This window comes from Ruegeria sp. N10, assembly GCF_056531545.1.
In genome coordinates this window covers 1-16,730 of sequence record NZ_JBQFLY010000020.1, presented here as the reverse complement: position 1 = coordinate 16,730, position 16,730 = coordinate 1, and the positions used below count along the sequence as shown (strand labels likewise).

Here is a 16,730-nt window from a genome sequence, read left to right as displayed (position 1 = left end):
GCCTATGAAACCAGTCTAAGTCAGTCGTTAACGCAGAAGCGGAATCTCTTCTAAGTTCCCAGATTTTTCGTCGGAATTTAGTGAAAGGTTAATGAAATCAAACAGCTTTCCATCCAGAAGGTGCGATGGCCGCGCGTTTGTTAACGCTCGGAACATAACCTGTCGCCGACCCGGGCTGTTCTTTTCCCATTGATCCAGAATCTGTTTGACCTGCTGGCGCTGCAACCCATCCTGACTGCCGCACAGGTCACAGGGAATGATCGGGTATTGCATCGCCTTGGCAAATTTCTCGCAATCGGCTTCGGCGACATGGGCGAGCGGGCGGAATACAAAAAGATCGCCTTCTTCGTTCACCAGTTTCGGTGGCATCGTGGCCAGGCGGCCGCCGTGGAACAGGTTCATGAAAAACGTCTCAAGGATATCGTCGCGGTGATGCCCCAGAACGACCGCCGAGCACCCTTCCTCGCGCGCGATGCGATAGAGGTTGCCACGGCGCAAACGGGAACACAGGGCGCAATAGGTCCGGCCCTGCGGAACCTTGTCCATCACAACGGAATATGTGTCCTGATATTCGATCCGATGCGGCACGTCCATTCGACCCAGAAACTCGGGCAGGACCGTCGCCGGAAAGCCCGGCTGGCCCTGATCCAGATTGCAGGCCAGCAGATCGACAGGCAACAGGCCCCGCCACTTGAGCTCGTAGAGAACGGCCAGCAATGTATAGCTGTCCTTGCCACCCGAAAGACAGACCAGCCAGCGGGGAGGCTTGCCTTCCTTGTCGTGGGCGGACGGATCCACCATCCCGTATTGCTCGATCGCTTCACGGGTCTGGCGCACAATGCGTTTACGCAGCTTCTTGAACTCGGTTGTCGAGGGCGCGCCGGCAAACAGCGGGTGGATATCGTCTGCATCATCAAACATGCGCCGTGGTTACAGCGGACCGAAGGCCCGGGCAAGGCGTAGAAGCTGGATCAACCGCATTTGGAGAGTAGTTACACCCGTGTTACCCTGCGCGTATTTTTCAGGAGGTATATTATGGACTATTTCTTTTCCGTCCGCTCCCGAAGCGGCGATCACTATTCAAACAAGATGGGCGCCGCGCGATATCTGGCTATTCCGGGGAATGTCGGGCAACCGGCACGGCAGCATGAAATACCGCAATCTCAATGGATAAGCCGGATTCAGGCCGAAGCCGGGGCGACGGCTACCGAGAACGGGCATATTGTCGTCTTCGTGCACGGGTTCAATACCGAGCAATACCAGATGCTGGAACGTCACCGCAAAATTCGCACCGGTCTTGAGATGCATGGCTTTAACGGTGTGGTCATCAGTTATGACTGGCCAAGCGATGGATCTGTTCTGGGCTATAACGTTGACCGGGCTGACGCGCGGCGTGCGGCTGAGAAATTGTTCAGTCACGGGATCACGCGGCTGTCCCGCATGCAGACTGCGGATTGCCGGTACAACGTCCATGTTCTGGCACATTCCATGGGCACGTTCTTGGTGCGCGAAGCCATGGATTATGCCGATGACGACCACGAAACCGCGCAACACAGCTGGATGACCAGCCAGATCGCGTTTGTCGCGGCGGATGTATCCGCGAAATCGTTCCGCGATGGCAGTTCCAAGACGTCCTCTCTGATGCGACGTTGTACTAGGCTGACATGCTATTACAGCCCGTTTGACGAGGTTTTGTCGATTTCAGAGGTTAAGCGTGTCGGAGTATCGCGCCGACTGGGCCGTGTCGGAATGCCAAACGACCGGCCCGAGAAAGCGGTTAATCTGTATTGCGGGTCTTATTTCAAAAATACCCGCGATGAATACGGGGACGGGCCTTCCGCGACACACAACTGGTATTTTGACTCGCCCCGGTTTTTCGAATACTTGCACCATACATTGATGGGAAAACTGGACCGAGAGGTCATTCCGACCCGCAGCTTCACCGACCGCGGCAATCTGGCGTTGATTTAAGGGTCTGTATTGTCGGGCACCGGATCGTAACCGTCACTGCCCCAGGGATGGCACCGGCATATCCGGTGCGCAGCCAGCCATGATCCCCGGATCGCGCCATGTTTTTCCAATGCTTCCAGCGCATAGGCCGAGCATGTGGGCTGATAGCGGCAATTGAAACCAACCCAGGGGCTGAAAATCAGCCGGTACGCGCGAACGGGCAGGGCGACGATATGGGACAGGAAGGTCATTTGTGGCCCGCATGCACTTTGCGAAGCGCATACCGCAAGTCGCTCAGCAGGACGTCATAAGGGAGATCGGCGGTTACATCAGCCCGCCCGATCAGCACATAGTCCCATCCCTCAAGACCGGACACAGGCAAGACCGCCCGTGCGACTTCTCTCAGGCGGCGCTTGGCACGATTGCGGGCCACGGCATTTCCGACTTTCTTTGAGCAGGTAAAGCCAACGCGCAGCCCGACCGCTTCATCCGGAGCGCGTCGGCGGGCCTGCACCATCATCGAAGACGTTCCCTGTCTGCGCGCGCGCGCGGCTTTCAGGAAATCGGCTCTTTTTTTTAGGATCGTCAGAGATGTGGGTAGACAAACAGAAGCCGCCGGGGGCGTATTCCCGGGGTGGTTCTTACCATCCTCAGGGGCCTCCGGCGGCATCATGTTCATACCCTGATCAGTGGGCGGTTTTACGCGCTCAGCGATTTGCGGCCGCGGGCGCGGCGCGCATTCAGGATCTTGCGGCCGGCTTTTGTGGCCATGCGCGCGCGGAAACCGTGGCGGCGTTTGCGAACCAGGTTCGAAGGCTGATAGGTGCGTTTCATCGCTCCGTCTCCAATCTATAGCGGTCGGGTGCGGCGCGGATTCGCCTGGCCCTAGTGTTCGAAGCCCGTCCTCTACTGCCAAGCGAAGTGTAAGTCAAACCCCAACGGTCCGGTTTTCGCGGCTTTTGCAACAATTCTGTAAACCGATTGCTGAAAAGATTTCAAATCGGTCGATTATCGTCTGAAACTGTCACGTTCGCGGCCGCATAGATCAAGGCCCCGTGAACCCCCTGTTGCCAAAAGCGCATGCAGCGCATGTTGGGCGTAAGATGAAACAAGAAGAACCGGAAGACCAGATGTCCGAAACAAGCCACGTTCCACGAAACGGGTTGGCGCGCCAAATCCCTTTGCTGGTGATTCTCGGTGTCGCCGCGGTGGGGTTTTTCACGCTGGGTGATTACCTGACTTTCGAAACCCTGCGCGACAACCGCGAAGCGTTGCTGGCGTGGCGGGACGCAAACTATTGGGCCATGGTGGCCGGGTTCGTTGCCGTCTATATCGTGATCGTCGCGTTTTCGCTGCCCGGGGCAGCTGTCGCCTCGATGACCGGTGGGTTCCTGTTTGGACTGTTTGCCGGAACGGTGTTCAATGTATTTTCGGCCACTATAGGCGCATCGGCCATCTTTTTGGCCGCCCGCTGGGGGTTGGGCAATGCATTGACGGCCCGGTTGGATGCCTCAAAGGGGACGATTGGGAAGCTGAAGGACAGGTTGCGCGAGAACGAAATCTCGGTGCTGTTCCTGCTGCGGCTTGTCCCGGTTGTGCCGTTCTTTGTGGCCAATCTGGTGCCTGCGCTGGTGGGCGTCAAATTTCGCAATTTTCTGATCACGACGGCGCTGGGCATTATCCCGGGGGGTATCGTTTACACCTGGATCGGCGTTGGGCTGGGCGGTGTGTTCGACCGTGGTGAAACACCGGACGTTTCTTTGTTGTGGGAACCCTTCGTTATTGGCCCCATTGTCGGCTTGTGTGTGCTGGCTGCTTTGCCGATTGTCATCAAGTCCCTGCGTGGCGGAAAGGACGCCTGACCCATGCAACACCTCAAGACAGATATCCTGGTCATTGGGGCCGGGTCCGGAGGGTTGTCGGTTGCGGCCGGTGCCAGCCAGATGGGTGCGAAGGTGATCCTTCTGGAAGGGTACAAGATGGGCGGCGACTGCCTGAACTTCGGCTGCGTCCCGTCGAAAGCGCTGATTGCAAGCGGCAAAGCGGCCTTTGGTCAGGCGCATTCCGCCGCGTTTGGCGTGGCCGACGTAAACCCTCGGATCGACTATGCGGCGGCGAAGGATCATGTGCGGGATGTGATTGCCCAGATCGAACCGATGGACAGCCAGGAACGCTTCGAAGGTTTGGGTGTCAAGGTGATCCGCGAGTTTGGCAGCTTTATCTCCCCGACCAAGGTGCAGGCCGGAGATCATGTCATCACCGCGCGCCGGATCGTGATTGCAACCGGGTCCTCGCCAATGGTTCCGCCGATCCCGGGACTGGACACAGTGCCTTATCAAACAAACGAAACCATCTTCGATCTGCGCGAGCGTCCGGAACACCTGCTGATCATTGGCGGTGGTCCGGTGGGTATGGAAACGGCGCAGGCTCATGTCAGGTTGGGCAGCAAGGTAACAGTTGTTGAAGGGCAGAAGGCATTGGGCAAAGACGACCCCGAGGCCGCGTCCGTGGTGCTGGAGGCTTTGCGCGGCGAAGGTGTTATGGTCCACGAAAATGCCGTGGTGGCCCAGATTCGCGGAAGGGAAGGCGTTGTGGAAATCGTGACCGAGAATGGCGATATTCACAGGGGCTCTCACCTTTTGATCGCCGTAGGGCGCAAAGCCAATATCGAGCGTCTGAACTTGGCCGCGGCAGGAATTGACCGCACCCGAACCGGGATCAAGACGGATGACAGCTTGCGGACGTCAAACCGCCGGGTCTATGCGATTGGCGATGTCTTGGGGGGGCTGCAATTCACCCATGTAGCCGGGTATCATGCGGGTATCATCATTCGATCCGCCTTGTTCGGCCTGCCCGCTAGGGCGAAAACGGCGCATATCCCATGGGCAACGTTCACCGACCCTGAACTGGCGCAGGTTGGTCTGACCGAAACTCAGGCCCGCGACCGGCATGGCGACAGGGTGCAGGTTGCGCGCTTTGACTATCACCACAATGACCGCGCTTTGGCCGAGCGCAAAACTAAAGGGTTCATCAAGGTCATGGTGGTGAAGGGCAGGCCCGTCGGTGCCACGATTGTGGGCCATCAGGCGGGCGAGTTGATCAACATGTGGTCGCTGGCTTTGGCCAATAATCTGAAGATGGGACAGATCGCTGCTATGGTTTCACCCTATCCAACGATCGGAGAGCTTAACAAACGCGTTGCTGGCGCTTATTTCTCTCCAAGGCTGTTTGAGAATCAGACAGTTAAACGTGTGGTCAGGTTCGTCCAGCGCTGGATTCCCTGACCTGAAGAGGAGCGTAATTTGAACTCGCTGTCGGGCCGATTTCTGATCCTGACGACGGTCTTCGTTATGTTGGCCGAAATCTTGATCTTTGTCCCGTCGATTGCCCGGTTCCGCGAGGATTTCCTGCTAAACCGTCTGGAACGCGCCCAGATCGCATCGCTGGCGTTGCTGGCTGACGATATGCTGGCCGAAGATCTTGAGGCAGAACTGCTGGCGAATGCCGGTGTCTACAACGTTGTGTTGCGTCGGGATGAAGTCCGCCAACTCATGCTGTCGTCACCAATTCCCGAGGCAATCACCAAAACATTCGATCTACGGGATGCCGGTCCGTGGATTTTGATCCGGGATGCGGTGAGCCGGATATTCATACCCGAAAATGAAGTCATCCGTATCATTGGCGAGCCGGTCAAGGGCGCGGGGTTGCTGATTGAGGTCACGATCGACAGCGCCCCCCTGCGTATGGCGATGGTTGACTACGGCCTGCGCATTCTGGGGCTGTCCTTTGTCATCTCAATCATCACGGCGTCCTTACTGTTCCTTGCGGTGCGCGTGGTTCTTGTTCGCCCAATCAAAAGCGTAGTGGGATATATGCAGCGCTATGCCAGCGCACCCGAGGATGCGCGCGGCATCATCTCGCCGAATTCCAGAGTGACGGAATTGCGCGAGGCCGAAGAAGCGCTGAAGATGTTGCAAACGGAACTGACGCAGGCGCTCAAACAGCGCGAGCGGCTGGCGCAACTGGGTGGGGCGGTTGCAAAGGTCAGTCATGACCTGCGTAACATCCTGACATCGGCGCAGCTGTTCACGGACAGGATCGAATCCAGTGATGACCCGCTGGTCCGGCGAATGGCTCCGAAGTTGGTGAATTCGATCACCCGTGCTGTATCGCTGTGTGAAAGCACATTGGCATTCGGCCGTGCAGAAGAACCTGCGCCGACCTTGACGATGGTGCCCCTACGGGCAATTGCGGCTGACGTCGCTACCAGCGAACAGCTGGCAGTCGCGGGGGGCTGCGTCGAGATCGTGAACGAAGTGCCTGAAGATCTGATCGCCCGCGCCGACCCCGAGCAGTTGTTTCGTGTCATCATGAACCTCGTGCGTAACGCAAGACAGGCGTTGGAAGCTTCGGGTAAGCCGGGTCATATCACCATCGACGGGTGTGAATATCAGGACGCCTGGTGTCTTGAAATTCGCGACACCGGGCCGGGTCTTCCGCCAAAAGCACGTGAAAACCTGTTCACACCGTTTCAGGGTGGGGTCCGCAAAGGAGGCTCTGGCCTGGGCCTTGCAATCTCTCAGGAACTGGTGCGCGGGCATGGCGGTAACCTGACACTGAAAGAGACCGGGCCCGAAGGAACGATCTTTGAAATAAGGCTTCCGCGCGGAGACATGACTTTTTGATTTTTTTTTGAAGAATCGGCTTGCACGTCTTTGACCACAGGTCTAAACAGCGCCTCACCAACGCGGACCGATAGCTCAGCTGGATAGAGTACTTGACTACGAATCAAGGGGTCGGGGGTTCGAATCCTCCTCGGTCCGCCATTTGGTACTGAAAACATTGACGAAATTCCGATCAACGTTTTCCTGCCCCTGATCTGCCACTAAATTCGAAACGCTTGCCGGTTTACCCCTGCGATGCCGAGTGAGTCCGAATGTCGCACCCCACCCCCCGGCCTCACCCGGACGCCGCACGGTTTTGTTTATACCCCACGCATACCAAGCGCGGGGTATCTGGACTTTTTGACTGATAGGTCAGGTGAGATATGGCCACTCCCGCGCGGCTACAAACTCGTTACGCCGAGAGTACATCAGCTGCTTGGCCATTTGGCGCACTTAGCACGAAAGACCGCTTTGAAGTCCACGCAGACACCCGATCCATTCCGATGATTATCCGCAATGCGGGACAAATCCGCCGCTCCCATTGCCGAGAACGATGGAGGCAATCAGCCCAAAGCGGTCATGCTTGATCAGCACGTTGGGCGGGAAGCGGTCCTTCTCTGCTACCTCGAACCCGTCAGCTCGAAAAGCTGGAAGCCGACGTTCAATCTAACCCAATCACTGTCTCCACTCTGCATCGCCGCGAGGCGCCTAGTACCCGATGACTTCCCCCAACACTTCTCCTGCGGCGCCGTCGGGTGGGCGCGTATCTGCGATCGCGGCAAGCGTCAGCGCTAGGTCGACCGTGTGCACCCGGCGCGAGACCCGCTGAGGCGCGAGGCCGAACCCGGCAAAGGCGATGGGCACGTGGGTGTCATAGCGCCAGGGCGAGCCGTGGGTGACAGTGACGGATAGGCCGTCGAAATCGTTGATGAACCAGCCGGGACTGGTCACCAGATAGATGTCGCCCGAGCGGTCGGGGTTGTAGTTGTTGGCGACCGCGCGCATCAGCGCATTGTCGGGCAGGGCGCCTGTGCGAATGCGGGATGAGGGCACGGCGAAGGCGATGCCTTCGAAGGCCGAAAGCTCTTCGGCGATGGCGGTTTCCAGGGCGACAAGGTCGATGTCGGTGCGGCTGTGCACCTCGTCCGAGAGGGTGAGATAAGGGTGGTCATAGCCCGCGATCAGTGGACCGGTAAGGCCAAAGCGCGCCCGGATGCGGTCGGCGGCGGGCTGGGTGGCCCAGTGCTCGGGGCTGACGTAGCCGCCCATCTCTCCCAGCTCGGCAAGGTATCCCGGCGCCTCGGGGGTGCCGTGATCGGCGGAGAGGGCGATCAGGGTGTTCTCAAGCCCGATCTCGGCGTCAATGAAGGCGAAGAGATCGGCCAGGGTGCGGTCGAGCCGCAGCAGGTTTTCCTCGGCCTCGAGGCTGGAGGGGCCGAAGCCGTGGCCGACGTAATCGGTCGCCGAGAAGCTGACCGAGAGGTAATCGGTCACGTCATCCTGGCCCAGGCCCTCGGCAGTGATCAGAGTCTTGGCGAAATCGGCGGTGATCTCGTCTCCGGCGGGGCTGAATGTGAGGAGCGTGGCGAAATAGGGATCGTTCTTCCACGACAGCGGGTCGACGGTGGAATAGGGGTGGGGGAAGGTGCGGCCGAACCCGGCAAGATCGGTTTCCCATTCCTGATCGTCTCGGTCGCCGAAGAGGTAGGTGTCGATGGGATGGATCAGCTCCCACGAGGTGCCGAGATAATTCTGCAGGAAATCCTTGGCGTTCCAGTCGGTCACCCAAGAGGGGTAGCTGTCGTAGTAGTAGCTGGAGGTGACGAATTCGCCGGCGGATTTGGAGAACCAGAACGCCTTGCCGGTGTGGCCCGCCATCGAGACGGCGCCGCGATCCTTGACCGAGACGCCAAAGACCTTGGCGCGGTCCTGGGTGGCGATGGTGAGTTCATCGGAAAAGGTGGTGGTCAGGATGGCGCGGGGCGAACGGCCATCCGAGCTGGCGGCAAGCTGGGTGGGGTCGACCTCGGTCTCGGGGTTGACGTCGGCGCCCTGGGTGAGGAGCGGATAATCGGCGTCCTCGACATTGTAGATGGTGCGCCCGGTGGCGCGGTCGTACCAGAGGTTGCCGACCATGCCATGAGCGGCGGGATGCGCGCCGGTGGCCAGCGTGGTATGGCCGACAACGGTTTCGGTGTTGGCGTGGGCGTGGTGGGCGTTGTCATAGTAGACGCCCTGATCCATCAGATAGCGGAAACCGCCCGGGCCGAATTGGTCGTAGTGGCGGAAGGGCAGATCGCCCCGCAGCTGATCTACAGTGATCTGGAGGATGAGGCGCGGCTTGCCCTCGGCTATTGCCGCGTTCGCCAAGGAAAACGCCAGGAAGACGGCGCAACTGGCCGTTTGGACAAGTGGCTTTTTCGACATCAAAGACTCCTTGCTCTCGTCGGTCGGCCCGCGCGGTGCGCGGGCCGTTGCGTCATCAGTTTACGGGCACGACATCCGGGAAGGTCCAGCTTCCGTCGAGGATTTCGGCACGTGGCTGGTAGAGCCGGATCGTGTAGTTCCAGCCCGGCGTGAGGGGGATGCAGTTGATCCGGCCGTCCTCGCAGCCGCCGAAATGGATGGTGTAAGAGCCGTCTTCGTTTGGGGTGGCCGAGGTGTTGTTATAACTGTTCCGCCCCAGATCGTTGGGCGCGAGAAAACCGTCGGCGTCGTAGACGGTGATCGACCAGAACGCGTCCACCGGCACGTCATGCAACGTCACGGCATGGGGGGTCTCGCCGTCATTCATATCGACGGCGTCGACAAACGCACTGGCCGTCGTGGCCGGCTGCCCCGCCCAGCCTGCCATCCCGATCAGATGGCCCAGGGGGTCCACCTCACCGCGACGGCCAAAGGCGATGCTGGCATCAAGGCCGACGGCAGCGGCGAGGTCGCTGACCGCCTTCCGCGCGGCCTCAAGGCTTTCAAGGTCCCAGTTTGGAGCCTCAAAAGGGCCGGTTCCGCCGCCTTCGAGGCGTATTCCGTCCTGCACGGCATGGGCTCGCGTGGCATCGTCGGGATCTCCCGCGTCAACAAAGGTGCGGAACAGGAGCATCGCGAAGCGAGTCCCGACTTCGTCCTCTGTCAGTTCATAGGCACCGGGTTCAGCATAGGCGAAGTTGTAATGGTCCTGACTGATCACCAGCACCGACTGGAACCGCCCGTCGCCCTCGGGTAGCGTCACCGTTACCGGCTCGGACAGGTCGATAATGGCGGCCGAATACATGGTGTCCTGATTGGGTCGGATGATCGGTTGCGGCGCGTCGGCTGAGGCAACCTGGCGCTCGTGGGCAATCTCGCCGACGCTGGTTCCGTTGCCCTGCATGGTGAGCCGGAACATCGTATCGCTCTCGGCACGCATAAGGTTCTGGATCGTAATGTCCTCGGCGAGGACTGGCGCAGGTGCACAAAGCGCAATGGCAAGAAGAAGATATCTCATGTTCATTGTCCTTTCCGTTAGTTTGCTGGCTCGACGCCGGGGAAGGTCCACGATCCGTCGAGGACTTCCGGCGCCGCCCGATAGAGCCGCACGGTGTATTGCCAACCCTCGACAAGCGGCAGGCAGTTCACGCGCCCGTCCTCGCAACCGCCCAGGTGCACGGTCATCGAGCCGTCGTCATTGTACGTCCCGCTGACGGAATTGACGACATAGGCACCAAGGGCGTTTGGCGCGAAATAGCGGTTCGCATCATAGAGGCTGACCGACCAGAAATCCTTGACCGGGACTTCTGCAGGCACCTCGATCTTGTACTCGCCTACGGAAAGTCCCGGCACGATCCCGAGATAGAGCGCCTCATCCTCGGGTAAACCGCCCCAGCCTCCGGCCGTGCCGATGAAATGCCGCACCGGGTCGACATCCTCCTTCTTGCCGAACATGCGGAAACTGTCTGGAAGGTAAGCGCCAACACCGACGGTGGCCCTCACGAGGCCCGTGTAGCTCGCTTCGTTATAGGGCGGTACGACAAAGGGTTCGGACGATGCTGCGTCAATCGACATCTGGTCCTGGATCGCGTGCACGGCGGCCATGTCCGCCGGGTCGGTCGCATCCACGAGGATGCGCAGATAGACCGCGACGTAGTCGGTATCGAAGGTCTCCGTATTCAGCGTGTAGGTGCCGCCACCGTGGAACACCTCGTTGAGGTAGTGATCCTGGTTGATGACCATCGCCGACATGTAGCGGTCGCCGACATCCGGAAGGGTGAATGTGGCGCCCTCGCTGATATCGATGATCGCGGTGCTGTAGAGCGTATCTCGGTTCGCGCTGACGGTCGTCTGATTGTCGACGGGCATCATCTCGCGGAAGTGGTAGAACCTGTTCACCCCTCCGGCGAGGGCAACATATTTGCCGAACTCGATATCGGTGGCGGCGCGGATGAAGTTGTCGACGTTAACCGGGATCTCGCGGGCGTCCACGAGGGCGTCGAGGTTGTCATCGGCGAACTGGGCCGAGGCGGGGGCGGCGCACAGGCTTGCGACAGCGGCCGCGATGGCAATGCTCTGAATTTGTTTCTTCATCGGATTTTCCTTCTCAGAAGTGTTTGGGCAGACATGCGCTTCCCGTCATCTTTGGAACACAAACTGGACCTGCAGGCGGAACCGCCAGCCCTTGGGCCCGCCGGCCGGGCTCTCAAGCCAATAGCCGGCGCCGGCCTGGAAATTGACGGGCCGCCCGGCAATGAGGGCGAGTTTCGAGACCGACGCGTTGATCGGCACAGACCAGGCGTCGGCCTTCCAGTCATAGGTTGACTCGCTCTGCAGAGAGAAAGTCCAGGCGTCTTCGGTCGAATAGGCGACGAACGGCTGCAAGAAGGTGGCGCTGGTGGGCGTCGTGGGATTGCTTTCGACATCCCAAAGATGGTTGGCCAGGGCGCCATAGGTCCATGGGCCGGTCTGCTGAAGGGCGATGCCGGTGATGCCCGCCGCCCAGGTGTCCGTGGACACGTCGGACCCTGTCGGGATGCGGACAACGGGGCCGATTCCCCATGTCAGGTCCGTCTCGGTCGTTCGCGAATACCACGCGCTAAAGAGCACGTCGCCGATGCCGCTCTGCGACGTGCCGGGGATCACGTCCTCCTGCCAGACATAGGGGATGATCGTGCGCGTCACGATGTTCGCCCCATTGTCCAACGCAAAGGGGATCACCGGCTGCAGGTTCAGCGTCGTCCGGCTTCCCTGACCGGCGACGCCGATGTTCTGGTCATAGTTCAGCTGAAGCGGCACCGAGATGATGGCGGCCAGCGGGTTCGCAAGATCCTGCGCCAAATCAGCTGTGTCTTGCGCAGCGGCGGCAACTGGAAATAGCGTGCAGGCCGCGAGAAGACAGCGGTGCAAAAGCAGACACATAGACATCAGATACGCCTTCAGGGAAGCGTTTTTCGGGTCAGGCTGGCCGGTCATCCATCAAAGGCCGCCATCGTGTTCTTCACGGCATCATCCACCGCGCCAGCAAGAAGCCGACCGGGATCATCGTCACAGGCGTCCTCTAGCTCTTCGGTGAATTCGTCCCGGAGCTGGGCGCGCTTTGCTTCGTCGGGAACCATGGCAATCACGTCGATCTGGCGGTTGTAGAGCGAGACCGCAACCATCAGGCGGACGATTCCGGCAACCGCCTCTTCATCGTTGCTATAGGTTTCCAGCACACTTTCACAGCTGTGATGCATGTGCGGCATCGCCTCGTCGAGCATGCGCTCCATCTCTTCATCGGCCTGGGCCGCGCCTGCGAGAGTGACAAGACAGGCGGCAACGACCGCGTGTTTCAAAACAGAATTCGGCATTAAAAAACTTCCTTTCCCGACCAGTTCAGGTCCCCGGTTTATTTCGTGGCGCCTGCGATGGCGCCGACAATCGCTCCGGCCCGGGCACCGCTGCTGCCCCCAACCAGAGATCCGACGCCAGCCCCGATGACCGCGCCGCCGATCGTGTTCTTGGCGCGCTGTCGGTTTGCATCCGCCGGCATGGGCATTGCCATGAGCAAGGCCAAGGCAACGCCGAACGTTGCGATGAGGTTTTTTCGATTCATACCCATTCCTCTTATCTCCTTCTTGCTTGGTGTTTCGCCCGTCAGCCGACCTTTCCGTCACCGGTCGGTCCTGCGAGAGGGTGGGACTCTATTTCAAGGAGAATCTTAACATTGTCCTACCGGTCATTTTCCGACAATGTCGAGGCATGCAAAGAAATCTGGTGAACCTTATCGAAGTCGGCCACGTGATCGAATTGCTGGATCGCTACGCCCCTCGCGACATAGTCGACAGGGCGTTGCAGTCCGAGGGGCTTAACCGGGGCATGTTTCTGAAAGCGAAAGGTTTCTTGCCTTATGCATCCGAAGCCATCGTGGTCGAATCCGTTGCGCGTTCTATCGGCGACCGGTACCTGGGGGCGCGGCTTGGGCGCGAGTTCGATTATGGGACCTATGGGGCCTATTCCAGCTATGTTTTGGGCGCCCCCGACCTGGCAACGGCACTTGACCGGGGACGGCGGGCGTTGTGCCTGACCCATCCTGGATCGACAATAGTGCTTCGGGAAACCCACGCGCACCTCGTTGTTGGTCGTGATTCCCGCGAGTTTTCAGTGATCGGACACAGGCATCTCGACGAAGGCGCACTGTTCGTGATCGGCCATGTGGCGCGTTATTTCCTAGGCCCCGATTGGCGACCTGACTGGGTCGAGCTCCCCGAGACCGATGCTGGTGAAGTAAAAGCTCTTGAAGAATTGACAGGGGCTCCGGTCCGCCTGGGATGCGCTGTGCCGGGCATCGCAATCCGAAGGTCCGACTTGGCCGCGCTCAATCCCGGGAGAGCCAGATCGGACCGCGACTTGTCGCTGGAGGAACTGGGAGCGCTTATGGGGGTCAAACCGGTTCAAACGATGCGAGAATCCGTCGGACAGATCATGGACATCATGCATCCTAACGTCATTCTATCGGAAGAAGCTGCGGCGCGCTTTCTGGCCGTTGGACCCAGAAGCTTGCAGCGCGCGCTGAAGACCGAAGGCGTGTCCTTCCGCAAGATTCGCGCAGAAGTGCTCCAGCGACGCGCGCTCGAACTCCTGCGCGAGACTGAATTGCCGATCGAGGCAATCGGCGCGCGCCTTGGATACGCCGAACCCAAGAGTTTCAGGCGTGCTTTCAAGCGCTGGGTCGGGGTGTCACCGATGCGATACCGGTCCGAAGGGGAGTTTCAGGAAAACAGGGAGTCAGGCGAATAGCTTGGTTTCACATTGCCGGCGGCGCCCGGTTTTCGAAGCACAGGTAGATACAAACGTCCCTCTGGCCGAATGGGAAAGCGATCCACTGTGCCAAGGAACTCGCCCCTCGACGACCTCTGCCAGGTGGGATGCCTGCGGCCCTGAAAGACGCCCCGGCAGCCGCTGAGTGGGGAGAAGCATTGGCTCAGTCCCTTCCATTCCGTAAAGATTTCCGGTTTCGCGATGAAGAAACCGAGGAGGGCAGTGGCAAAGGTCATTCCTAGAACGACTACAGAGCCCTACGCATTCCAGCCCCAAGTTGATCCGGGGTTACGTTGCATGCTCCTGCTGCCTCGACGGTGTCTGGAAGAAGGTCTTAGGTATCAGGCCCTTCGTTTCGACTCGGATGCGCGGACGGTCTGTCAACTTGCCGTTCTTGAGATTTTGCGGTCGCGGCGAATGGCTGGCCCGGTGATGCCGCACCGCGGAGACTGCAAACGGGGTGAAGGTCCGGAAAGGGCCGAAGAGAATACCAACCGAGAAGCGATCAGCTTCGAAAAAGTTAAACAAAAACAGCAAAACTCACGGACGCCAAAACTAAGACGCAGAAAACCAAACATAGCGCCTTGTCTCTCTTCCTTGGTATTGGGATTTGGTCTTGTGGTAACCTTGGTCGTTGCTCCATTTTCTCGTCACTCTGCGGTTTTTGCCGGTTCGTATGGTTCGGCACCTTTGGAACCCCTTTGAACCACTATACCGCCCAAAGTTATCAATCCTATCGCTGCAAATACTTCCCATCCCGGTTGACCCAAACCCAGAGCCAGCATGAGAATGGTGGAAACTACTGGCGCGGAGTAACCTAAAACACCAAGCAAAGCCGCGTTGCCGTGGCGCATCCCTAAGTCCCAAAGGAAAAAAGCACCACCCGCTGGCCCCAAGCCGAGCGCAAGGATAACCCAAACATCCAAAGCGCTGAATGTTGGTATATTCATCCCTTTTGCTATCCACCAAAGCAGGCAAAACAATGAGGATACAAAGCAGATTGTCGTCATTGCGGATATGGCGTCAGACTGATCGTGACGTCTCAGGTTAGAAAACAACGCCCACAAAATGGCTCCAAGGAATGCAAGACCATAGCCAAATGCTTCCGATATTTGGAGTGCAAAACCATCTTTGCCGATCAATATCAGAACGCCGATAAAGCCAAGCGCGGCTCCGACATATCCCGACGTTCCACTACGCAGATGAAAGAATAAGTTTCCAAGAATGATCAAACAGGCAGGCCAAAGGTAGTTTATGAGTGATACTGGAATGGGCGCTGCGTGGTGAAAGGCTTCAAGGTATGCAAGATGGTAGGCAGCCAAAAGGCCAGCAAACAGGCTCGTACGACGATCCCAAATGCGCGCAGGCTCGCGCCCTGTGACGACGCATATAATTAGCCCCAGACCTGCCGCTATTGCGAAGCAGAAGGTCAGAACCAGATAGGGAGGCAACGATGCTGAAAGGGCACCGAGGGCCCCCAAAGTGCCCCATAACAGAATAGCCAAAGCGCCGAGTCCTGTATGCTTCGCTGACATCAAAAGACTTCACTTCCGAGCACTGCGTCTGCAGACGGTTGCAAGAGGATGGTTTCTCCGGCGTCGTTGGGAACACCCATGATCAGGATTTCCGACTTGAACCCAGCGATATTTCTGGGCGGCATGTTAACGACGCACACCACGTGGCGACCGATCAGCTCGCTTTCGGAGTAATTCTTGATCTGAGCACTCGACCATCGTTGCCCCAACTCTCCGAAATCGACGCAAACCTTGTAGGACGGGTTGCGGGCGCGGGGGAAATCTTTGACCTCCACGATCTTGCCAAGGCGCATTTCCACTTTGGCGAAGTCGTCATAGACGATCTCAGCTTTCTGCATGTCTGTTCTCCTTATGAAAGAGCTGCCAGAATGGCGGCTTCGGACCCGGAGGTATCAGCAGTGCCGCCCAAGTCGCGGGTCTTGGTATCCGGGTGTTCCAGCGAAGTTTCGATTGCATGTTCGATTTCTGCGGCGGCTTCTGTTTCGCCCAAGTGATCCAGCATCATGGCGGCGGTCCACACAGCCGCAACAGGGTTAGCTACGCCCTTGCCTGCGATATCGGGAGCGGACCCGTGGACAGGCTCAAACATCGAAGGGAACTTGCCCTCCGGATTGATATTTGCCGAGGGTGCGATGCCGATCGACCCGGCGACAGCGGGCCCGAGATCCGAGAGGATGTCACCAAAGAGGTTCGAGGCGACCACCACGTCGAACCAATCGGGATGCAGGACGAAATGGGCTGTCATAATGTCAATGTGGAACTGTGCAGTTTCGACGCCCGGGTGGCGTTGCGCAGCAGCCGCGAAACGCTCGTCCCAGAAAGGCATCGTATGAATAATGCCGTTGGATTTGGTAGCTGAAGCCACGTGCTTGCGTTTGCGCGTCTTGGCCAGTTCAAAGGCATAATCCATGATCCGGTCTGTACCGCGACGCGTTAGGATGCTTTCCTGGATTGCAGCTTCGTGTTCGGTGCCTTGATAGACACGCCCGCCAATCTCGGAGTATTCCCCTTCGACGTTTTCCCTCACGACGATGAAATCGATGTCCTCGGGCCCGCGGCTTGCGAGTGGAGAGGTGATCCCCTTCAAAAGCCGCACAGGACGCACATTGGCATATTGATCCAGCTCTCTCCGCAATGGGATCAGCAAACCCCAAAGGGAAACGTGATCGGGCACGCCAGGATAGCCAACTGCGCCCAGATAGATACTGTCGAAGGTCTTGATCTGTTGATTTCCGCTGAGAAGTGACCCGGTAAGCCAGATAATTTTCACTGAGAATTGACCCATGTGAGCACATTGCCCCGACGTTTTCGT

The 16,730-nt window shown here is 58.7% G+C and carries 18 protein-coding genes and 1 tRNA gene; 6 read left to right on the top strand and 13 right to left on the bottom strand.

Annotated features, from left to right (window positions below):
• Positions 1–27 precede the first annotated feature (27 nt).
• Positions 28–921, bottom strand: coding sequence for a tRNA 2-thiocytidine(32) synthetase TtcA (ttcA, locus tag ACR0JI_RS19100; RefSeq protein WP_480496014.1), 894 nt, complete (start codon positions 919–921; stop codon positions 28–30).
• Between the two features lie 114 nt (positions 922–1,035).
• Here ttcA and ACR0JI_RS19095 point away from each other — a divergent pair, with 114 nt between their 5' ends.
• The gene (locus ACR0JI_RS19095; RefSeq protein ID WP_480496012.1) at positions 1,036–1,971 is read left to right on the top strand and encodes an alpha/beta fold hydrolase; all 936 of its coding nucleotides are present in this window, start codon (positions 1,036–1,038) and stop codon (positions 1,969–1,971) included.
• Here ACR0JI_RS19095 and yidD read toward each other — a convergent pair.
• The 3 genes from yidD to rpmH are packed head-to-tail and all read right to left on the bottom strand — an operon-like array spanning position 1,968 to position 2,784.
• Entirely contained in the window at positions 1,968–2,201 is a 234-nt protein-coding gene (gene yidD / locus ACR0JI_RS19090) for a membrane protein insertion efficiency factor YidD (RefSeq protein WP_480474022.1), read from the bottom strand. The genes ACR0JI_RS19095 and yidD overlap by 4 nt on opposite strands.
• Positions 2,198–2,623 (bottom strand): ribonuclease P protein component, encoded by a 426-nt coding sequence (gene rnpA / locus ACR0JI_RS19085; protein WP_480474021.1) that lies wholly within the window; start codon positions 2,621–2,623, stop codon positions 2,198–2,200. The genes yidD and rnpA overlap by 4 nt, the downstream gene beginning before the upstream one ends.
• Positions 2,624–2,649: 26 nt before the next feature.
• Positions 2,650–2,784, bottom strand: coding sequence for a 50S ribosomal protein L34 (gene rpmH, locus ACR0JI_RS19080; RefSeq protein ID WP_005980833.1), 135 nt, complete (start codon positions 2,782–2,784; stop codon positions 2,650–2,652).
• 296 nt (positions 2,785–3,080) lie between these two features.
• Between rpmH and ACR0JI_RS19075 the strand changes: the two genes are divergently transcribed.
• From ACR0JI_RS19075 to ACR0JI_RS19060, 4 genes are all read left to right on the top strand, one after another.
• Positions 3,081–3,812 carry a TVP38/TMEM64 family protein gene (locus ACR0JI_RS19075; RefSeq protein WP_480476831.1) on the top strand — a complete coding sequence of 244 codons (732 nt, stop codon included), beginning with the start codon at positions 3,081–3,083 and terminating at the stop codon, positions 3,810–3,812.
• A 3-nt stretch (positions 3,813–3,815) separates the two neighbouring features.
• Positions 3,816–5,234, top strand: a complete 1,419-nt coding sequence (locus ACR0JI_RS19070) for a dihydrolipoyl dehydrogenase family protein (protein ID WP_480496010.1) — start codon at positions 3,816–3,818, stop codon at positions 5,232–5,234.
• Between the two features lie 18 nt (positions 5,235–5,252).
• Positions 5,253–6,635, top strand: a complete 1,383-nt coding sequence (locus tag ACR0JI_RS19065; protein WP_480496008.1) for an ATP-binding protein — start codon at positions 5,253–5,255, stop codon at positions 6,633–6,635.
• Between the two features lie 64 nt (positions 6,636–6,699).
• A tRNA-Arg gene (locus ACR0JI_RS19060) sits at positions 6,700–6,776 on the top strand.
• Positions 6,777–7,322: 546 nt separating this feature from the next.
• On the opposite strand, the gene ACR0JI_RS19055 is transcribed toward ACR0JI_RS19060, so the two are convergent.
• Genes ACR0JI_RS19055 through ACR0JI_RS19030 form a run of 6 tightly spaced genes read right to left on the bottom strand, consistent with a single transcriptional unit; the run spans position 7,323 to position 12,684 of the window.
• A complete protein-coding gene (locus ACR0JI_RS19055; RefSeq protein ID WP_480496006.1) occupies positions 7,323–9,041 on the bottom strand; it encodes an alkaline phosphatase family protein in 1,719 nt (572 codons plus the stop codon).
• Between the two features lie 55 nt (positions 9,042–9,096).
• Positions 9,097–10,098 (bottom strand): DUF1214 domain-containing protein, encoded by a 1,002-nt coding sequence (locus ACR0JI_RS19050; RefSeq protein WP_480496004.1) that lies wholly within the window; start codon positions 10,096–10,098, stop codon positions 9,097–9,099.
• 17 nt (positions 10,099–10,115) lie between these two features.
• Positions 10,116–11,174, bottom strand: a complete 1,059-nt coding sequence (locus ACR0JI_RS19045) for a DUF1254 domain-containing protein (protein ID WP_480496002.1) — start codon at positions 11,172–11,174, stop codon at positions 10,116–10,118.
• 45 nt (positions 11,175–11,219) lie between these two features.
• Positions 11,220–12,056 carry a transporter family protein gene (locus tag ACR0JI_RS19040; protein WP_480496000.1) on the bottom strand — a complete coding sequence of 279 codons (837 nt, stop codon included), beginning with the start codon at positions 12,054–12,056 and terminating at the stop codon, positions 11,220–11,222.
• On the bottom strand, positions 12,053–12,433 hold the full coding sequence (locus ACR0JI_RS19035) for a hypothetical protein (RefSeq protein ID WP_480495998.1): 381 nt from the start codon (positions 12,431–12,433) through the stop codon (positions 12,053–12,055). Before ACR0JI_RS19035 ends, ACR0JI_RS19040 begins: the two co-directional genes overlap by 4 nt.
• Positions 12,434–12,471: 38 nt before the next feature.
• Positions 12,472–12,684, bottom strand: a complete 213-nt coding sequence (locus ACR0JI_RS19030) for a YMGG-like glycine zipper-containing protein (protein WP_480495996.1) — start codon at positions 12,682–12,684, stop codon at positions 12,472–12,474.
• A 155-nt stretch (positions 12,685–12,839) separates the two neighbouring features.
• Here ACR0JI_RS19030 and ACR0JI_RS19025 point away from each other — a divergent pair, with 155 nt between their 5' ends.
• On the top strand, positions 12,840–13,862 hold the full coding sequence (locus tag ACR0JI_RS19025) for a helix-turn-helix domain-containing protein (RefSeq protein WP_480495994.1): 1,023 nt from the start codon (positions 12,840–12,842) through the stop codon (positions 13,860–13,862).
• Between the two features lie 671 nt (positions 13,863–14,533).
• Here ACR0JI_RS19025 and ACR0JI_RS19020 read toward each other — a convergent pair.
• The 3 genes from ACR0JI_RS19020 to ACR0JI_RS19010 form a co-directional block, all read right to left on the bottom strand.
• Positions 14,534–15,418, bottom strand: a complete 885-nt coding sequence (locus ACR0JI_RS19020) for a DMT family transporter (protein WP_480495992.1) — start codon at positions 15,416–15,418, stop codon at positions 14,534–14,536.
• On the bottom strand, positions 15,418–15,756 hold the full coding sequence (locus ACR0JI_RS19015; RefSeq protein ID WP_480495990.1) for a tRNA-binding protein: 339 nt from the start codon (positions 15,754–15,756) through the stop codon (positions 15,418–15,420). The genes ACR0JI_RS19020 and ACR0JI_RS19015 overlap by 1 nt, the downstream gene beginning before the upstream one ends.
• A gap of 11 nt (positions 15,757–15,767) precedes the next feature.
• Positions 15,768–16,730, bottom strand: a 963-nt coding sequence (locus ACR0JI_RS19010; RefSeq protein WP_480495988.1) for an isocitrate/isopropylmalate family dehydrogenase, incomplete at its 5' end; no start/stop codon positions are given.